Source organism: Yinghuangia seranimata (assembly GCF_029953285.1).
GTDB lineage: Bacteria > Actinomycetota > Actinomycetes > Streptomycetales > Streptomycetaceae > Yinghuangia > Yinghuangia seranimata.
This window is the reverse complement of sequence record NZ_JASAOI010000040.1, coordinates 68,691-86,775: the sequence shown is the minus strand read 5'-3', so window position 1 is coordinate 86,775 and position 18,085 is coordinate 68,691. Positions and strand designations below refer to the sequence as shown.

The 18,085-nt window shown below is 69.4% G+C and carries 18 protein-coding genes; 5 read left to right on the top strand and 13 right to left on the bottom strand.

Translation table 11 applies throughout. The features are described from left to right. Positions 1-194 precede the first annotated feature (194 nt). The 6 genes from QI554_RS25495 to QI554_RS25470 form a co-directional block, all read right to left on the bottom strand. The gene (locus QI554_RS25495; RefSeq protein WP_281472679.1) at positions 195-935 is read right to left on the bottom strand and encodes a (Fe-S)-binding protein; all 741 of its coding nucleotides are present in this window, start codon (positions 933-935) and stop codon (positions 195-197) included. Next, positions 935-1,927 carry an aldo/keto reductase gene (locus QI554_RS25490; protein ID WP_281472752.1) on the bottom strand — a complete coding sequence of 331 codons (993 nt, stop codon included), beginning with the start codon at positions 1,925-1,927 and terminating at the stop codon, positions 935-937. The genes QI554_RS25495 and QI554_RS25490 overlap by 1 nt, the downstream gene beginning before the upstream one ends. Before the next feature lie 2 nt (positions 1,928-1,929). Beyond that, on the bottom strand, positions 1,930-2,787 hold the full coding sequence (locus QI554_RS25485) for a fumarylacetoacetate hydrolase family protein (RefSeq protein WP_281472678.1): 858 nt from the start codon (positions 2,785-2,787) through the stop codon (positions 1,930-1,932). Positions 2,788-2,815: 28 nt separating this feature from the next. Further along, on the bottom strand, positions 2,816-3,646 hold the full coding sequence (locus tag QI554_RS25480) for a carbohydrate ABC transporter permease (protein WP_281472676.1): 831 nt from the start codon (positions 3,644-3,646) through the stop codon (positions 2,816-2,818). Beyond that, positions 3,643-4,449 (bottom strand): carbohydrate ABC transporter permease, encoded by an 807-nt coding sequence (locus QI554_RS25475; protein WP_281472674.1) that lies wholly within the window; start codon positions 4,447-4,449, stop codon positions 3,643-3,645. Before QI554_RS25475 ends, QI554_RS25480 begins: the two co-directional genes overlap by 4 nt. Positions 4,450-4,650: 201 nt before the next feature. Next, positions 4,651-5,943, bottom strand: coding sequence for an ABC transporter substrate-binding protein (locus QI554_RS25470; protein WP_281472673.1), 1,293 nt, complete (start codon positions 5,941-5,943; stop codon positions 4,651-4,653). Positions 5,944-6,244: 301 nt separating this feature from the next. Here QI554_RS25470 and QI554_RS25465 point away from each other — a divergent pair, with 301 nt between their 5' ends. After that, a complete protein-coding gene (locus QI554_RS25465; RefSeq protein ID WP_281472672.1) occupies positions 6,245-7,384 on the top strand; it encodes an ROK family transcriptional regulator in 1,140 nt (379 codons plus the stop codon). A gap of 154 nt (positions 7,385-7,538) precedes the next feature. Here the strand turns inward: QI554_RS25465 and QI554_RS25460 are convergent, their stop codons facing one another. The 7 genes from QI554_RS25460 to QI554_RS25430 form a co-directional block, all read right to left on the bottom strand. Then, on the bottom strand, positions 7,539-8,375 hold the full coding sequence (locus QI554_RS25460) for a class II fructose-bisphosphate aldolase (RefSeq protein WP_281472671.1): 837 nt from the start codon (positions 8,373-8,375) through the stop codon (positions 7,539-7,541). Then, a complete protein-coding gene (locus QI554_RS25455; RefSeq protein ID WP_281472669.1) occupies positions 8,366-9,301 on the bottom strand; it encodes a 1-phosphofructokinase family hexose kinase in 936 nt (311 codons plus the stop codon). Before QI554_RS25455 ends, QI554_RS25460 begins: the two co-directional genes overlap by 10 nt. Further along, positions 9,298-10,203: an ROK family protein gene (locus QI554_RS25450; protein ID WP_281472751.1), complete on the bottom strand. Its 906-nt coding sequence runs from the start codon at positions 10,201-10,203 to the stop codon at positions 9,298-9,300. Before QI554_RS25450 ends, QI554_RS25455 begins: the two co-directional genes overlap by 4 nt. A 2-nt stretch (positions 10,204-10,205) precedes the next feature. Then, positions 10,206-11,081 carry an SIS domain-containing protein gene (locus tag QI554_RS25445; RefSeq protein WP_281472667.1) on the bottom strand — a complete coding sequence of 292 codons (876 nt, stop codon included), beginning with the start codon at positions 11,079-11,081 and terminating at the stop codon, positions 10,206-10,208. A 97-nt stretch (positions 11,082-11,178) separates the two neighbouring features. Then, complete coding sequence (locus QI554_RS25440) at positions 11,179-11,508, bottom strand: L-rhamnose mutarotase (RefSeq protein ID WP_281472666.1); 330 nt, start codon at positions 11,506-11,508, stop codon at positions 11,179-11,181. Between the two features lie 67 nt (positions 11,509-11,575). Beyond that, complete coding sequence (locus QI554_RS25435) at positions 11,576-12,619, bottom strand: enolase C-terminal domain-like protein (protein ID WP_281472664.1); 1,044 nt, start codon at positions 12,617-12,619, stop codon at positions 11,576-11,578. A gap of 30 nt (positions 12,620-12,649) precedes the next feature. Further along, the gene (locus tag QI554_RS25430) at positions 12,650-13,417 is read right to left on the bottom strand and encodes a FadR/GntR family transcriptional regulator (protein WP_281472662.1); all 768 of its coding nucleotides are present in this window, start codon (positions 13,415-13,417) and stop codon (positions 12,650-12,652) included. 310 nt (positions 13,418-13,727) lie between these two features. Here QI554_RS25430 and QI554_RS25425 point away from each other — a divergent pair, with 310 nt between their 5' ends. The 4 genes from QI554_RS25425 to QI554_RS25410 are packed head-to-tail and all read left to right on the top strand — an operon-like array spanning position 13,728 to position 18,055. Further along, positions 13,728-15,026: an ABC transporter substrate-binding protein gene (locus QI554_RS25425; RefSeq protein WP_281472661.1), complete on the top strand. Its 1,299-nt coding sequence runs from the start codon at positions 13,728-13,730 to the stop codon at positions 15,024-15,026. Between the two features lie 4 nt (positions 15,027-15,030). Then, entirely contained in the window at positions 15,031-16,005 is a 975-nt protein-coding gene (locus tag QI554_RS25420; RefSeq protein ID WP_281472659.1) for a carbohydrate ABC transporter permease, read from the top strand. Beyond that, positions 15,998-16,849, top strand: coding sequence for a carbohydrate ABC transporter permease (locus QI554_RS25415; RefSeq protein ID WP_281472657.1), 852 nt, complete (start codon positions 15,998-16,000; stop codon positions 16,847-16,849). The genes QI554_RS25420 and QI554_RS25415 overlap by 8 nt, the downstream gene beginning before the upstream one ends. A gap of 36 nt (positions 16,850-16,885) precedes the next feature. Further along, positions 16,886-18,055, top strand: coding sequence for a Gfo/Idh/MocA family protein (locus QI554_RS25410; RefSeq protein WP_281472656.1), 1,170 nt, complete (start codon positions 16,886-16,888; stop codon positions 18,053-18,055). The last annotated feature ends 30 nt before the right edge of the window (positions 18,056-18,085 follow it).

Sequence of the window (18,085 nt, the reverse complement as noted above, 5' to 3'; positions counted from 1 at the left end):
CCGGTCGGCCTCCTCCCCCAAGCATGTCGGAGTGGTCCATGATCGGACCTCCAAGAACTTTCCGTACTTCGAGTCTGTTGCCTAACCGATGGCGTCGCCAGCCGTGGCGCGCGCCTACCGTGTGGTCGGTGGTGCAGCAGTGGCTTGAGGGTCTCCGTCTGCCGAGCCCCACGGGCCCCGGTGGTCCGGTCTGGTCATCCGTCGGCGCCCTCGGTGGCGGCGAGTATCTCGGCCAGGTGCATGGTGCGTACGCGGCTTCCTTGCCGGTACAGCCCGTCGCCGATGTGCATCAGGCACGTGTCGTCGGCGCCGCACAGCACCTCGGCCTCGGTTCGCAGGACCGCGGCGACCTTGTCGGCGAGCATCGCCGCAGGGGTTTCGCGGTCGTCGGCCGCGGCGGTGCTGCCCAGGCCGCAGCAGGAACCGGCCGCGGGCAGGTCGACCAGTTCGATGTCCTTCACCGCACGCAGCAGCCGCAGCGGCGGTTCGCCCAGACGAGGACCGTCCGACACCTGGCAGGTCGGGCTATAGGCCACTCGGTGCGGGAATGCGGCGCCGACGTCCGTGACGCCGAGCACCGCCGTCAGGAATTCGCTGAACTCGTGGACCCTGCCCGCTAGTTCTGTGACCTCCCGGTGGAGATCAGCACTACCGTAGCGCTCGGCGAGAACGGGGTGGTTCGCGCGGATCATCCCGGCGCAGGCGGCCGAGGGAGTCACCACAAAGTCGCATTGCGCGAACATCTGGACGAACCGCTGTACTAACAGGCGGGCGTCGGGGCGGTAGCCGACGTTGAGGTGCATCTGTCCGCAGCAGCTCTGCTCGTGCGGGAACTCCACTGTGTGACCGAGGCGTTCGAGCACCGACACCACGGATCGGCCCGTGCCGGGGACCATGGTGTCGTTGAAACACGTGATCAACAGTGTGACCCGCATCAGCGGTCCTCCTCGGGGACGGGAACGCCGGGGGGCAGCAGTGCGCGTTCTCTGAGCTCCTCCCACAGCGCTGCCGGCACCCGATTGTTGTGGAGGGCGACGGCGTCCCGGACTTCAGCCGCACTGCGTGCGCCGACGAGCACCGATGTCACGGCGGGATGCCCGAACGGGAAGCGCAGAGCCGCAGCACGCAGCGGCACGCCGTGCTTCTCGCATACGGCCTTCATCTCCACGGCCCGCGTCACCAGATGCTCGGGAGCCGCGGCGTAGTCGAACGTGGCACCGGGCTGGGGATCGGCGAGAAGGCCCGAGTTGAAGACGCCGCCGATCACCACGGCGCGACCGCGCTCGGCGGCCAGTGGCAGCAGGTCGGCGAGTCCACGTTGGTCGAGCAGGGTGTAGCGACCGGCGAGGAGCACGACGTCGATATCGGTTTCGCGGAGGAACCTGGTCAGCAGCTCCGGCTGGTTCATTCCTACGCCGATGGCTCCGACCACGCCCTCGCCACGCAGCCGTTCCAGTTCCGGGTACGCCTCGTCGAGCGCCTGCCGGGCGTGGTCCTCCGGGTCGTGGATGTACACGACGTCGATCCGGTCCAGGCCGAGCCGTTCGAGACTCGCCGAGATCGAGCGCCGCACGCCGGAAGCGCTGAAGTCCCAGACCCTGCGGTGCGTCGCAGGAACGGCGAAGCCGTTGGCGAGATCGTCGCCGTCAGGGAAGCCAACCGGTTCGAGGAGCCGGCCCACCTTCGACGAAACCGTGTACTCCTCCCTGGCGAACCGCCGCAGTGCCGCTCCCAACCGCCGCTCGGACAGGCCGAGTCCGTAGTGCGGGGCGGTGTCGAAGTAGCGCATGCCCGACGCCCAGGCGGCGTCGACCGTGCTCTCGGCCTCGGGATCGGTGACCATGGAGCCCATGTTGCCGATGCCGGCGGCGCCGAACGCGAGTTCCGTGACACACACGGCGCCGCGCCCCAACCGGATCTGACGCAGACTCATACCGCCCACACGTCGTTGAAGGTGTGGCGTTGGGCGCCCAGCCGGTCGATGGACAGCTGGACCGTGTCGCCGTGTCGCAGATAGGGCGTGCCCGGAATGCCGAGGGCCACGCCGGCCGGGGTGCCCGTGTTGATGACGTCGCCCGGCCGCAGCACCATGTACTGGCTGAGGTACCAGACGACGTAGGCGACGTCGAAGATCATGTTCTTGGTGTGGCCGTCCTGCCGCGGCACGTCGTTGACGGCGAGGCTGAGACCGAGGGCCTGCGGGTCGCCGACCTCGTCCGAGGGGACCAGCCACGGCCCGAGCGGATTGAATCCCTCGCACGATTTGCCGAGGTCCCACTGGCTCGAGTACTCCAGCTGGAACTCGCGTTCGGAGACGTCGTTGCTGATCGTGTATCCGGCGATGACACCGGGTGCCTGCTCGGGGGAGCGCAGGTAGCGGGCCTCGCTGCCGATCACGACGGCGAGTTCGACCTCCCAGTCGGTCTTCACCGAACCGCGGGGGATCGGTACCGAGTCGTAGGGCCCCGCGACCGTAGAGGGGTCCTTCATGAAGACCACCGGGCGGCTGGGGACGTCGGCGCCGGTCTCCTCCGCGTGGTCGCGGTAGTTGAGGCCGATGCAGACGACCTTGCCGGGGCGGGCGACCGGGGAGCCGATCCGTTGGCCGGCGGTGTCCAGCACCGGCAGCTCTTCCGCGGCCAAGGCCGCCCGGACGCGAGCTATGCCGCCGGCGGCGAGGAAGGCGCCGTCGATGTCGTCGGTGAGCCCCGACAGGCCGTAGGTCCGCCCGTCGAGGCGTACGGCGGGTACCTCCGCGCCGAGTGGGCCGATGCGCATGAGCTTCAACGTGTTTCTCCTGTCGTGCCGGACGTGGTCATCCTTTGGTGGCTCCTGAGGTGAGGCCCTTGACGAAGCTCTTCTGGAACAGCAGGAAGAGCACGAGGACGGGCAACGATGCGAGGAACATGAAGGCGAACAGGGCCCCGAAGTCGGTCTGGTGCTCGCCGATGGCGCGGTAGACGCCGACGGTGACCGTGGTTCCGGTGTCGGGGCCGAGAATGATCAGCGGGTTGAGGAAGTCGTTCCAGATCCATACGCCGAGGAAGATGAAGACGCTGGCGGTCGCCGGCCGCATCAGGGGGAACACGATCTGCCAGAACGTGCGGAAGTATCCCGCGCCGTCGATCGCGGCGGCCTGCTCCATCTCTACGGGCACGGTCTTGACGAACCCCATGAACACGAACACGCCGAAGGGCAGGTAATAGCCGACGTCGGCCAGCACGATGCCCGGGATCGTGCCCATCAGGCCGAAGGAGTCCAGCACCCTGGTCAGCGAGGAGATGATCACCGCGGACGGGATGGTGAGCCCGCTCAACAGGATCAGCAGGGTGACCTTCGCGGCCAGGCCCGCCGTGCGTGCCAGGTAGTGGCCGAGCATCGCGGACAGCACCACCACGATCGTGACCGAGAACGCGGTGATCTCCACGCTGTTGACCAGCCCGTACCAGAAGAGGCGGTCGGGGCGGTCCAGCACGGCCTGCAGGTTGGCGGTGGTCGCCGGGACGGGCAGGGCGGCCGGGTGGGCCACGATGTCCTGGCTCGGCTTGAACACGTTGACCAGCACGAGGTAGAGCGGCAGGAAGAAGCACGCCGCGAGGAACAGCGATACCAGCGGCCGGAGCCAGCTTGCGGTGCTCGAGCTCACAGCGTCACCTCGCGCCGCTGCAGAACCGTCAGCGCCCCGGCGGACAGCAGCGCGATGCCCACGAACATGACGGTCGCCATCGCCGCCGCGTAGCCCACGTGGTTTCCGGTGAACGCGGTCTGCACGATGGAGAACGCGATCGTGCTCGTGGTGCCGCTGCCGGGCCCGCCGTTGGTGATGACCTGGATGTAGTCGTACGCCTTGAACCCGGTGATCATCAGCATGACCGTGTTGATCGTGACCGCCGGCGCGAGCAGCGGCCACGTCACGTGCCGAAAGCTGGCGAGGGCGCCGGCGCCGTCGATCACGGCGCTCTCGTGGAGTTCCGCCGGGATGCTCTGCAGTCCCGCCAGGTACACCACGACGCAGAAGCCCAGGACCTGCCAGGACATGATGAAGGCGATCGAATAGAGCGCCAGGTCCGGATCGGACAGCCACCCCGGCGGCGAACCGACGCCGACCGCGTGTAGCGCCCGGTTGAACAGGCCGTCGTCGGTGAGGATCTTCTGCCAGACCACGCTGACCACCACCGCGCTCAGCACGGTCGGCACGAAGAACACGCTGCGAAGGGCGTTGGTGAACCAGCCGCTCCGATCCAGCAGCATCGCGATGCCGAGGCCCGCCACGTTCGGCAGGATCGTCACGATCAGCGTCAACACCACGGTGTTGTGCAGCGCCTGGTGGAAGTCCGCGTCGTCGAGGAGCGCCCGGTAGTTGGCGAGACCCACCCAGTGGGTCGACGGACGGAAGGTGTTGAGGTCGGTGAAGCTGTTCGCGACGTTGGTGATCAGTGGCACCAGCACGAAAGCCGTGTAGATGACCAGTCCGGGCGCCGCGAACAGCAGGGCCCGGGAAACCTTCGGCCACCGCCGGGCACGCCGGGCTGCGGGACCGGGTCCGGCCGGTGGTGCGTGGCGAAGAGGGGTGGAACGTGCGGCCACCGTGAACTCCAGCGGTCGGGGCGTGGGGTGAGCGCGGCGGGCGGTGCCGCTCCACACTCGGGATCAGCGGTTGGCCTTGTCGTACTGGGCGTCCAGGAACGAGACGGTGTCCTGGGCGGACTTGTGCCGGCTGATGAGGTCGACGGCTGCCGAGTTCACGACGTCGGACATGCCGGGCGGCAGGGAGCCGTCGCCCGTTTCGGAGTTGAAGGCGTTGACCACGTTGCCGCTGGCCGCCGCCTCGTTGTAGGCCCTCAACGTCTCGTTGTAGACCGGGCCCATGTCGGTCGGGGGTATGTAGCCCTTGATCGCGATGATCGAGCCGTCCGCGTGCACGCTCGCGTCGAGGTTCTGCTTGTCCTCCATGAACGCCAGCGCCCACCTCTTCGCCAGGTCCACGTTGGGCGCCTTGGAACTGACGCTCATGCCGCCGCCCGTATAGGCGGGCACGGTCGGCCGTCCGTCGTCCGACGGCCAGGCGAAGACGCCGACGTCGAACGGGGGCTTGGTCTGGTCGGCGGAGGCGGCGAACCACGAACCCATCGGGTACATGGCGCCCTTGTTGTCGCGGAACGCCTGTTCGGTGTCCGCGTAGGACCGGCTCAGACCCGCGGTGTCGATGTACCCCGCCTTGGCCAGGTCGGCGACCTTCTGGGTGGCCTTGGTGAAGTCGGGGCTGTCGAACTTGACCTTGCCGTCGGCCCGCTGGGACAGCCAGTCCGGGGTGCCCTGGTACACGTCGGTGCCGACCGAGGCGACCCACGGGTACGTCGCGGCGAAGGTGTCGTTGCCTCCGCCGCCGACGACGATCGGGTTGATTCCGGCGTCCTTGAGCTTGGCGCAGTCGGCGAGGAAGTCGGCGTAGGTGGTCGGCGGAGCGGCGATGCCGGCCTTCGCGAAGTCCTGCTTGTTGTAGTACACCAGCGGGGTGGGCTGGGTGTTGAACGGCAGAACGTAGACCTTGCCGCCGATCGGGTTCGCGTGCGGGTAGGTGAAGTCGGCCAGTTCCTGGTCGGTCCAGGGGGCGAGCTGGCCCGACTGGGCGAACCCGTTCGGGTTCACCGCGATCATGATGTCGGGCAGCTGGCCCGTGGCGGCGAGCTGCTTGGCGTACCCGGTGCGGTCGATGCTCGGCGCGACCAGCTTCTTGATCGTGACTCCGGGTACCTTCGCCGAGGCCCGGGCGATCGCGTCGTCCCAATACTTGGCGTTGAGGTTCGGCGTCTCGAAGGTCAGGAACGTCATCGTGACCTTGTCTCCGCCCCCGCCGGAGACCGAACTCCCGCCCGCAGCGCACCCTGCTGCGGTGAGTGCGGCCGCCGCAACGAGTGCTGCCAGACGGAGGGGTCTGTGCATGGTCTGGTCCTTCCGTGGGGGAGGGGGCCCGTCTGCCGGGGAAATGCTCTTCGAGGCCAGACATGTGCCGCCAACCAGCGGGGGGCGGAGGGGCCAAGTGCACCGCGACCAGGTCGGAACGCGTCCGAGTCTAACTCGGTGGTGACGTGGGTCACGTTCACGACGAGGCGGGAACCGGAGTCTGTGTAATTTCTGGGCAGGAATCGCATTACCTGCGGAAAGTTTTTTGATTCACTGAATCAAAAAACTGATGTTAAAGTCTGATGACCATGGAGAGCGCCTGTCAAGGGGGTAACGGGCAGTGCACCGACCCGGTGGCAGCGGAGCGTTCCTGAGGAAGATCAACGCGGTGGCGGTGCTCCGCGTTCTCTTCGGCGCGGACGTCGTCACCCTCCGCGAGATCGCCGACGCGGCGGGCGTCTCGCGCAACACCGTCGAGGACGCCCTCGTGAGCCTCGTCAGGAGCGGGCTGGCCGAAGAGGTCGCCCCCAACGGCGACGACCAGCGCCCCATCGGCCGCCCGGCCAAGCGCTACCGGTTGCGACCGGAATACGGCCACGTCGTGGGCGTCGACCTCGGGGTCTACGAGATCAACGTGCTCGTGACGGACCTCCGCGGCCGCAAGCGCGTCGTCCGCAACCGCCCGCTGGCCCCCGAGGCGACGGCGGCCGACCGCGTTGCGGCGGCTCGGGAGGCGATCCGCGGCACCGTCCGCCGCGCCGGAGTCCGGCGATCCGACGTTCTTGCGGTGGGCGTGGCCACCACCGGGATCGTCGACGCCGCGGGGCGGCTGGTTCGGAGCTCCCGACTGCCGATCCTGGAAGGGCGCAACCTCGCCGACGACCTGGCGGTGTTTCCGAACGCACCGGTCATCGTCGGGAACGACGCCCGTCTGGCCGCGCTCGCCGAGCGCTGGGTGGGCGTCGCCCGCGACCTCGACAACTTCGTCAACATCCTGGCCGGCCGCCACATCACCAGCAGCATCGTCCTGGACGGACAGCTCTTCCGGGGTGCCCGCGGCGCGGCTGGCGAGATCGGCTTCCTCGCCGAGTCCGGGTGGAAGGCGGCCCTCGACACGGCGGCGGCCTGGCCCGAAGGCGTCGAGGAGACGGTCCGCGCGGCGGCGCACGGTGACCCCGCCGCCGTGCGTCGCGTCGACGGGTTCGCCGGACAGCTCGCCGTCGGGATCGCGGCGGTGGCGCTGACGGTCGACCCCGAGTGCATCGTCCTCTCGGGCGGCCTCAGCCGTGCGGGAGACACGCTGCTCGAGCCGTTGCGCCGTCACCTCGACAGCAGGACGTTGTTCCCGATCCCCCTGCGCACCTCCGAGCTGGACCGCGACGCGGTCGGCCTCGGAGCCGTCCGCGTGGCGCTCGACCACGTCGAGGGCGATCTGTTCGATCCGCATTCCGCCCTCCTCGCCGCGGTGCTCGGCGCCTGAACCCGCGGCGGGGCGCCCGCCGGCTCCGGTCGGGTGCGGGGCTCGTGGCACCTGGGACTCCTCGGTTGTTCCGGACACTCGCAGAGGTTGGGCCCGGTCGGGTCGCGCAGCCAGGGCAACTGCGGACCCGACCGGGGGCTGGGGGTCGGCCCGCTTACGCGGCCCGCAGAACGGCGATCAGCCGGGTCACCTCGGTGCCGACGGCCAGGCGGCCGGCGCCGAGGTAGCGACGCGTGTCGACGAGGTTTCCGTCGTCGGCCAGAGCCCTCCGAACGGCGTTGGTGAACACGCGGTTGAGATGGGTGGCCATGTTGATCTTGGTCATGCCGGCCTCCACGGCGCGGGCCAGGTCCCGGTCGGCCACACCCGAGGAGCCGTGCAGGACCAGAGGGACCGGAACGGCCGCGTGCAGAGCGGCGATCAGCCCGAAGTCGAGCCGCGCGTCGCGCGTCGTCATGGCGTGCGAGCTGCCGACCGCGACGGCGAGCGCGTCGACTCCGGTCGCGGCGACGAACGCGGCGGCCTCCGCCGGGTCGGTACGGGCGCCGGGCGCGTGCACGCCGTCCTTGCCGCCGACCTCGCCGAGCTCGGCCTCCACCCAGACGCCGGCCGCGTGGCACCGGGCCACCACGTCGGCGGTGGCCCGGACATTCTTCTCGTACTCCGTGGCCGAGGCGTCGAACATCACTGACCCGAAGCCCAACTCGACTGCCTCATCAACGAGTTCGGCCGACGTGGCATGGTCGAGGTGGACCGCGACGGGCACGTTCGCGGCGCGGGCCGCCGCCAGGACCGCGAGACCGACGGGCGCCAGGGCCCCGTGATAGCGAACCGCGTTCTCACTGATCTGGAGAACCACGGGCGATCCGGCCGCCTCCGCGCCCGCGACTATCGCCTGGGCGTGCTCCAGCTGGATGACGTTGAAGGCGGCGACGCCGTGGCCGGCGGCGCGCGCGGCGGCGACGACGTCCCCGGTTCCGGTCAGGGGCATGCGGTCAGACTCCTCAAGGGTTCGACGTGTACCAAAGGACGCAGACGGCGGTGGACGGCGAGATCGACGTCGCCGGCCAACGGGGCCGCGACGGCGGCGGCGGAGAGCGCGACCGCCTCAGCCAGCCGCTCCCGCCAGGGCGTGCCGGCGACCATGCCGAGGGCAAGTGCGGCCACCGCGGCGTCACCCGCTCCGGTGGGATTGCCGATCAGCCGCCTGGGCGGGTAGGCGTGCCAATCGCCTTGTGGGGTCAGCGCGATGAGACCGCGGGCTCCGAGCGAGGCCACTACGGTGCCCGCTCCGTCGGCTCGCAGCGACCGGGCGGCGGCTACGGGATCGGTGAGCCCTGTGGTGGCGGCCAGCTCGTCCTGATTCGGTTTGACCAGTTCGGGGCGCGCTGTCAACGCGGCGCGTAGCGCCTCGCCTTCGGTGTCCACCACCGTCGGCAGGTCGTGGTCGTGCGCCATCCGCACGAGCACTGCATAGGCGTCGGAAGGCACGCCGCGCGGGAGGCTTCCGGACAGCACGACGGCCGCGGCCCCGCGAAGGAGCGCCTCGAAGTGTTCCAGGAAGGCCGTCCACTCCTGCGGACCGACCACGGGCCCGGGCTCCAGCAGCGTCGTCGTGTCGCCGACGCCGTCGTCGACCACGGCGACTGTGCGCCTGGTCTCGGCGTCGATCCGGAGCATGCGGTCCGTCAGCCCGGACGCCTCGAGGTCGCCGCGCACCGCGACCCCGGTGAGGCCGCCGACGAGGCCGGTCGCTTCCGTCTCCTGCCCCAGGGCGTGGAGCACGCGTGAGACGTTGACGCCCTTGCCACCGGCGCGCTGCGCCACCGTGTGCGGGCGGTTCGCGGCGAACGGGCGCAGCGCGGCCAGGCTGTGGGTGATGTCGAGCGCGGTGTTGAGCGTGACGGTGAGGATCACGCCGCCCTCCCCAGCAGGTCGTGGGCGAGGAACGCGGCGCCCTGGCAGCCCGCGTCGTCCCCGAGCCGGGCCGGGACGATGCACGGTTCCGTCGAGAGACCGAGGCGCGCGCGGACCGCCGACCGCACGGGCGCAAGATATGCCTCGCTGGCCCGAGCGAGACCGCCGCCGATCACGACACGTTCGGGATCGAAAAGAGCGATCGCGGAGGCGAGTCCGTCGGCGAGGGCCTCCACAGCCTCGTGCCAGACCCGTACCGCGGTCGGGTCACCTGTGGCGACGCGCGCGGCGACGTCCTTCGCGGTCACGCCGCTCTGCCCGGTGGCCTCGGCGTAGCGCCGCGCGACGGCGGTGGCCGACGCGATGGTTTCCAGGCAGCCCCTGGCGCCGCAGGGGCACTGAGGCCCCCCGGGCCTGATCACCAGGTGGCCGAGTTCGCCGGCACGGTGGTGCGTGCCGGGCAACGGTTCCCCGTCAACCATGACCGCGGCCGCGATCCCGGTGCCGACCGGGACGAACAGGAAGGCGCGGCTGTCACGGCCGGCGCCGACCCGTGCCTCGGCGACACCGCCGGCCCGTACGTCGTGGCTGACGGCGACCGGCAGCCGCAGGCGCTCGGCGAACGTCTTGCGCACCGGAACCTGCCGCCAACCAAGGTTCGCGGCGAGAACCGCGGTCCCCGACCCCTCGTCGACGACTCCGGGTACCACGATGCCGACGGCGGCCGGCCGGTATCGCGCAGCAAGTCGGGCGGCGCGGTCCAGCGTCGCCTCCAGGACCGCCTCAGGTCCGAGTTCGGCGCGGGTGGGCCACCGTTCGACGTTGTGGAGGCTGCCGTCCGGCCCGGCCACACCGGCCTTGATGAACGTGCCGCCGACGTCGAGGGCTATCACTCTCGGCACGGTCACGGCCCTGTCAGGACGATCGAGCGGGTCAGGTTGCGGGGCCGGTCGGGGTCCAGGCCGCGGGCTTTGGCGAGTTCGACCGCCAGGCGCTGCGCTCGGATCAGGTCCGCCATCGGGTCGAGGGACGAGACCGAGACCGCGGCACCGGTGGTCTGCCGGACCTGGCCCACCAGACCCGCCGGCGGCTCGCCGAGGAACCAGACCAGGCTGTCGGGCCCGGCCACGCTGATCGGGCCGTGCCGGTACTCCATCGCCGGGTACGACTCGGCCCAGGAGCCGGACGCCTCGCGGACCTTGAGCGCCGCCTCGTGCGCGAGGCCCGCCGTCCAACCCGTACCGAGGAACGTGAACTGCCGTGCCTCGGTGGCCCCTTCCGGCAACGGGGCGGCGAGTGCGCGCTCGGCCTGTTCTGCAAGGTCGGTCGGGACGAGGCCCAGGTGGCCGCGCAGCAGGGCCAGGCAGGTGGTGGCGAACCGCGTCTGCACCACGGACTTCTCGTCCGCGAACGTCAGGTCGACCACGATGTCCGCGGCCGGGGTTATCGGCGTGTCCAGGTCCGCGGTGATCGCGACTGTACGGGTGTGCTCGGTGCGGCCGAGCGCGGCGAGGACCTCGGTCGTGGTGCCCGATCGGCTGATGGCGAGCACGCGGTCGTAGTCGCGGGCGGCGGGGAACTCGGACGCCGCGAAGGCGTCCGTTTCGCCCAGTCCGGCCGACTCGCGCAGCGACGCGTACGCCTGGGCGATGTAGAGAGAGGTACCGCAGCCGATGACGGCCACGCGTTCGCCGTGCTCCGGCAGGCCCGCCGGGGCCGCTTCCAACACCCGCCGCCAGCACTCGGGTTGTTCGGCGATCTCGTGTTCGACGTGGCTCATGGCCCCTCCTCGGTTCGTGGTCGATGAGAGCGAAGGCGTACGGGAGCCTGCGACGGCTCACCGCGGGTGGCGGGACGACGGGCGACCCGGGTCCGGACTACGCGAGATGGAAGACCTCTTCGGCCGGCGCCCAGTGCTCGCCTTCGGCGGCACTGTCCAACGGCTGCTGGCAGGGGTCGGTACGGGCCCACCACTCGCGGGTGACCGGGCATTGCGCGATCGACGCCGTGTCGGCGGCGAAGTCCTCGCCGGTGTACTCCAGGTAGCTGAAGAGCAGGCCGTCGCGCAGGAAGATCGAGTAGTTGCGGATGTTGGCGCGGCGGAGCGTCGCCAGGACCTCGGGCCAAGGTGCAGCGTGCAGGGCGCGGTACCCGGCTTCCAGCTCGGGACGCAGGCGGATGACCGCTGCATAGCGTTGGACGGGCATGGCGCGTCTCCTTCTGCGGGAGTGGGAGGGCCCGCCGGCCCCGCCAGGGAGGGCCGGCGGGAGTCGGTCACCAGCCAGGCTGGTCGAACCCGACGCCGGGGGCAGTGGGGGCCTGCACCAGACCGTCGGCGCCTACAGACGGTTCGCGCACCACGGGGTTTGTGTAGACCAGGGACTCGTAGTACGTGGTGTTGGGGATCGCCATGCACAGATGGGCGTTGACCACTCCGCTGCCGTGTACTTCGGCCCTGAGCTGGTAGCTGTCGGCCAGATGCGCGATGCGCATCGCCCCGGTGATGCCGCCCTTGTACTGCGCACTGGTCCTGACCCCGCCCGCCGCGCCGGCCGCGATGAAGTCGCCGGTGTTCATGTGCGCGCCGTCGGAGGTCTCCGCGACCAGCAGCGGGACCGCGACCCGTTCGGCCAGTCGGCGGTAGGCGGTCACGCTGAACTCGCGCATCGGTTCCTCGTACCAGATGTAGCCCGCTTCGGCGAGCACGTGACCGAGAGCGATGGAGTCGGCGAGGTCGAATCCCGCCGAACCGTCGTACATCAGCGGAACGTCGGGACCGACGTGTTCCCGCAGCTTCCGGCACAGGTCCGCGTCCGCCGCCGGGTTGCCCCAGGCGTGGAGCTTGATGCCGACATAGCCCAACTCCAGGCACTGGGTGGCGACGTCGAGGTACTCCTCGACGCTGCCGAAGGTGACCGTGCTCGCGTACGCCGGGATGGCCTCGCGGTAGGTGCCCAGCAGCCGGTGAACCGGTTGCGCGGTCGCCTTGCCCGCCAGGTCCCACAACGCCACGTCCACCAGACCGAGGGCATAGATCGGAAACTCCTCGATCCGGTCCAGCTCCCACAGCCGCTCCCACAACAGCTCGCGCGCCAGGGGGTCGCGGCCGACGAGGTCCTCGCGGATGCGACGGGCGACCAGGTCGGCGACGATCACTCCGCGCCTCGTGTGCGCCTCGCCCACCAGGCCCTCGTCGGTGTGGACGCGGAGGATGCCGCCCACCACCGCGGGCTCCGAGCCCGGAAGCCCGGCGCGCCACCGGAACGGCGGCTGGGCGGGCAGGTCCACCAACTCGATGGTCACATCGGTAATTCGCACGGGTTGTCCTTCGGTGCTGGACGACGGGGCTCAGGAGTCGGTGTCGCTGTCGGGTACGACGCGACGCCAGATCTCCCGCTGGAACTGCTCGGCGGTCATGCAAATGTGCTCGGTCATCAGCGCCTCGGCGCGGGCCGGCTCGCCGGCGGCGATGGCGGCGGCGATCGCCTCGTGCTGCTCCGCGGCCACCAGCAGCGACCCGCCCGCGACCCCGGCCAGTCCGATGGCGGTGGTCTGGCGCTGCAGGCGCCGCACGTCGTTGACGGTGGAGGCGAAGAACATGTTGGCCGCCGCCTCCGCGATTCCGACGTGGAAGGCGTCGTCGGCGGACGTGAAGGCGTCGATGTCGTCCTGCTGCGCCGCCGCGGTGGACTGCCGGGCGGCTTCGCGTACCGCCTTGACCTGAGCCGGGGTGGCTCGCCGCGCGGCCAGGCCGGCGGCGGTGGTCTCCAGGTGCTGACGGAATTCGAACAGTTCGTCGACCTGCCGCAGGTCTGCGGGGAGGAACGTGGTCAGCGACGTCTGCCAGGAGGGCTGCTCGGGCTCGGCCACGTAGATGCCGCGGCCCTTCTGCACGGACAACCGCCCGATGGCGGAGAGGATCTTCACCGCCTCCCGGACCACCGTCCGACTCATCTGCACCTCGTCGGCGAGGTCCTTCTCCGTGGGCAGCCGCGCGCCGGGTTGAAGTCCCGCGCTGACGACGTACTCGAGGATGCGTTCGGCCGCGACCTCGTAGCCAGGGCGGTAGGCACCATCCGCCCCCGCGGTCGCGGATCTGTTCTCTGAGCGGGCCACGGCCCTCCCCTTCGCTCTTGCCGTCACTCGACGCGCGTCTTCGCGCCTGTCGGCTCTAGATGTTTCATATTTATCAAGCGGTGCGTGCTCAGTGAATCATAACCAAACTCTTGACGCCACGGTCCGACGACTCCAGACTCTCCGTATCTCAGCTGGGCTGATTCGCCCGCTTCTCGCGTCGGCACCCGTTCTGGATGGCCGCCTCGCCACACATGACACAGCAAAACTCCGTAGATCCAGCCCAGATGCGGCCGAGATGTATCAGATCTATATCGCGTAACCACACGCGCACTACGGATGGGATGTTCCAATGCACATTCGGCGTAGCAAGGGACGTACCGGTCAGCACGGCAGACGCTGGGCGGCACTCACGGCGGCCACCGCTCTGGCCCTCGGCGCCACCGCCTGTTCGAGCGACTCGAAGAGCAGTGCCGACGGCGCCAAGGAGGTCGACCTCACCTACCGGATCTGGGACGCGACCCAGCAGCCGGCCATGCAGCACATCATCGACGCCTTCCAGGCGACCCACCCGTCGATCAAGGTGAACATCCAGGTCACCGCGAACAAGGAGTACTGGACCAAGCTCCAGGCCGACGCCACCAGCGGCAGCGCGCCGGACGTGTTCTGGATGAACGGCCCCAACGCCCAGCTCTACGAGTCGAACGGCATCCTGCTGCCGCTGTCGGACAAGCTCGCCGCCAACGGCGCGAGCCTCTCCAACTACCCGCAGAGCCTGGTCGACCTCTACAAGTACAAGGGGACGCAGTACGGCGTCCCGAAGGACTTCGACACCGTCGGGCTCTGGTACAACAAGAAGCTCTTCGACGCGGCGGGCGTGAAGTACCCCGACGAGACCTGGACGTGGCAGACGGTCCGGGACGCCGCCCGCAAGCTCACCGACGCCTCCAAGAAGCAGTACGGCATCCTGGCGCCGCTGGCCAACCAGGAGAACTTCTACGACACCATCTTCCAGGCCGGCGGCTCGGTCATCTCGGCCGACGGGACGTCCTCGGGCTACGAGCAGCCCGCGACCATCGAGGGCCTCAAGTTCTGGGCCGACCTGATCAAGGACGGATCCTCGCCGGACGTCAAGGCCATGACCGACACCTTCCCGAGCCAGTTCTTCGAGTCGGGCAAGGTCGCCATGTACTACGGCGGCAGCTGGAACAGCCTGGAGTTCTCCCAGTCCACCGCGAAGAAGGACATCGACGTCACGGTCCTGCCGCAGGGCGCCAAGCGGGCGGTGGTGATCCACGGCCTGGCCAACGTCGCCTACGCCAAGACCAAGCACCCGAACGAGGCGGCCGCCTTCATCGCCTACCTCGGGTCCAAGGAGGCCGCGGAGATCACGGCGAAGGAGGCCGGCGTCATCCCGGCCTTCAACAACACCCAGCAGGCCTGGGTGGACTCCGCTCCGGACTTCCACCTGAAGGCGTTCCTGGACGAGCTGCCGTACACCGTTCCGTTCCCCGCCTCCAAGAACACCTCCGCCTGGATGAGCCAGGAGATACCCACATTCACCTCCGCCTGGGACGGCAAGGCCGATCTCACGGCGGCCGCGAAGACCATGGCCGGTCTGATGAACGCGGCGCTGAGCAAGGAAAAGTGACCCGATGACCAGCACAGCGGCTCAGCAATTCACGGGCCGTGCCGCCCGTGCCGCCCGCGCCACCCGGCGCGGGCGGCGCCCCGGCCGCCGCCGCGAACGCGCCTGGGCCTACCTCATGGTCGCGCCGATGACCATCGGCCTGGGGGTCTTCTACCTCTGGCCCATCGCGCAGACCTTCTACTACAGCTTCACCAGCTCCGGCCCGTTCGGCGGGCACACCTGGACCGGCACGGACAACTACAAGGCGCTGGCCGACGATCCGACGGTGGGCCAGGCGGTGGTCAACACGCTGGTGTACACCGGGATCCAGCTGGTCGGCGTACCGCTCGCGATCCTGCTGGCCGCACTGCTCAACCAGCAGAACCTGCGGGGCCGCTCCGTCTACCGGGTGATCTTCTTCCTGCCCGCCGTGACCATGCCGGTCGCCATGGCCATGCTGTGGCGGTGGATGTACGACGGGAACTACGGCCTGGTGAACTACCTGCTCTCCACGGTGGGGATCCAGGGACCGCACTGGGCCTCCGACCCGGCCTACGCGCCGTACGCGCTGGCCGCGATCGGCATCTGGATGTCGCTGGGCTACAACATGGTGATCTTCCTGGCCGGTCTCCAGGGGATACCCGCCGAGTACTACGAGGCCGCGCGGATGGACGGCGCCGGACCGGTGCGGACGTTCCTGCGCATCACCGTGCCGCTGCTCACGCCGAGCATCTTCTTCGTCACCGTGCTGACGCTGATCAACTCGCTGCAGATGTTCGATCTCGCCTACATGATGATGAGCACCCCGAACGCCCCCGCCGGCAACGGCAATCCGGCGCTGCCCAAGGTCCGGTCGATTCCGTACCTCTTCTTCCAGAAGTCCTTCGTCGAGCACGACATCGGGTTCGGAGCGGCTGTGGCCTTCGTCCTGGTCGGCTTCATCGTGCTGATGACCTTCATCCAGTTCCGCCTGCAGAAGAAGTGGGTGCACTATGCCTGAGCACGCATCCCGCTCGGCCCGTCCGCGGCACCGCGCCCGGTCGGTGGCCACCCATACGGTGCTCGTCGCCGCGTCGGTCCTGGTCCTCGGCCCCTTCTTCTGGGAAGTGGTCACGGCGCTCAAGCCGTTCTCCGAGACCACCCGACTGCCGCCGACCCTCCTGCCGCACCACTGGCAGTGGTCGAACTTCAGCAAGGTGTTCGACTCGCTTCCGTTCGGGCGGATGTTCCTCAACACCGCGCTGGTGACGGTCGCACGCACCGTCGGCCAGCTGCTGTTCTCGTCGATGGCCGGCTACGCGTTCGCCCGGATGCGGTTCCGTGGGAGCGGGTTGCTGTTCGGCCTGTTCCTGTCGGTGCTGATGGTCCCGGGCCTGGTCTTCCTCATCCCGCAGTACGTGCTCCTCCAGGACCTCGGCTGGCTGAACTCCCTGAAGGGCCTGATCATCCCGGGGGTGTTCACCGCTTTCGGCACCTTCCTGATGCGCCAGAGCTTCATGGCGCTGCCGCACGAGGTCGAGGAGGCCGCACGGCTGGACGGGGCCAACCCGTGGCAGATCTTCTGGCGCATCGCGCTCCCGCTGGCCAAGCCGGCCCTGTTGGCACTCACCATCCTGACCGCGATGTGGTCGTGGAACGACCTGATGTTCCCGCTGGTGATCAACACCGACCCGGAGAAGATGACCCTCTCCGCCGGCCTCGCCAACCTCCAGGGCGAGCACTTCACCGACTACTCGGTGCTGATGGCCGGATCGCTGATGGCCACCGCTCCGATGATCGTCGCGTTCATCCTGCTCCAGCGCCACTTCATCCAGGGCATCGCCTTCACCGGCAGCAAGAGCTAGGGCCTCTCGTGGCAACCCCCTGAAAGGACGAGCACGTTGAACGACATCAGGCTGGGCGTCGTCGGCCTCGGCGCCCGCAGCGACCTGGTCGAGCTGGCCCACCGGCCCGGGGAAGGCTCGCTGGTGGTCGCGGCCTGCGACCGCGACCCGCGAGCCCTGGCGGGCGCCCAGGAGCGCTTCGGCAGTCAGGTGCGCATCACCGCGGACCACCGCGAGCTGCTCGACGCCGGGCTGGACGGCGTGTTCGTGCTGACCCCGGACCACACGCACGAGCAGATCGGCGTGGACCTCCTGACCGCCGGAATCCCGGTCTTCCTGGACAAGCCGATGGCGATCACCACCGAGGGCTGCGACCGGCTCCTCGAGGCGGCACGCGCACACCGGACGCCGCTGTACGTCGGCCACAACATGCGGCACATGCCGGTGGTGGTGGCCATGCGCGAGCTGATCGCCGACGGGGCCGTCGGCGAGGTCAAGGCCGTGTGGTGCCGCCACTTCGTCGGCAACGGCGGGGACTGGTACTTCAAGGACTGGCACGCCGACCGACGCAACACCACCGGTCTGCTGCTGCAGAAGGGAGCCCACGACCTCGACGTCATCCACTGGCTGGCCGACGGCTACACCCGGCGCGTCAACGCCATGGGCGGGCTGACGCTCTACGGCGACATCAGCTCGCGCCGCGACCGCAGCGGGGAGCTGATGACCGACTGGCTGTCGGACGAGAACTGGCCGCCGCTCAGCCAGACCGGCCTCAACCCGGTGGTGGACGTGGAAGACCTCAGCATGATGCAGATGCAGCTGGACAACGGCGTCTTCGCCAGCTACCAGCAGTGCCACTACACACCCGACAACTGGCGCAACTACACCGTGATCGGCACCGAGGGGCGGCTCGAGAACTTCGGGGACGGCGAGGGGTCGGAGGTGCGGGTGTGGAACCGCCGTTCCACCTACCGCGACAAGGCGGACGTCGTGGTGCGCGTCCACACCCCGCCCGGCAGTCACGCGGGCGCGGATCCGGTGCTGGTCGCGGAGTTCCTGCGGTTCATCCGGGAGGGCGGGGCCACCGTCACCTCGCCCGTGGCGGCCCGCGAGGCGGTGGCCGCCGGCTACGCGGCGACGATGTCGCTGCGGAACGGAGGGGAGCCCATGGACGTCGCTCCCGTGGACCCGGCCGTCGCCGCGTACTTCGCGCACGGCCAGGGATAGGACGGCTGTAGGGATGCGAACAGAACAGAC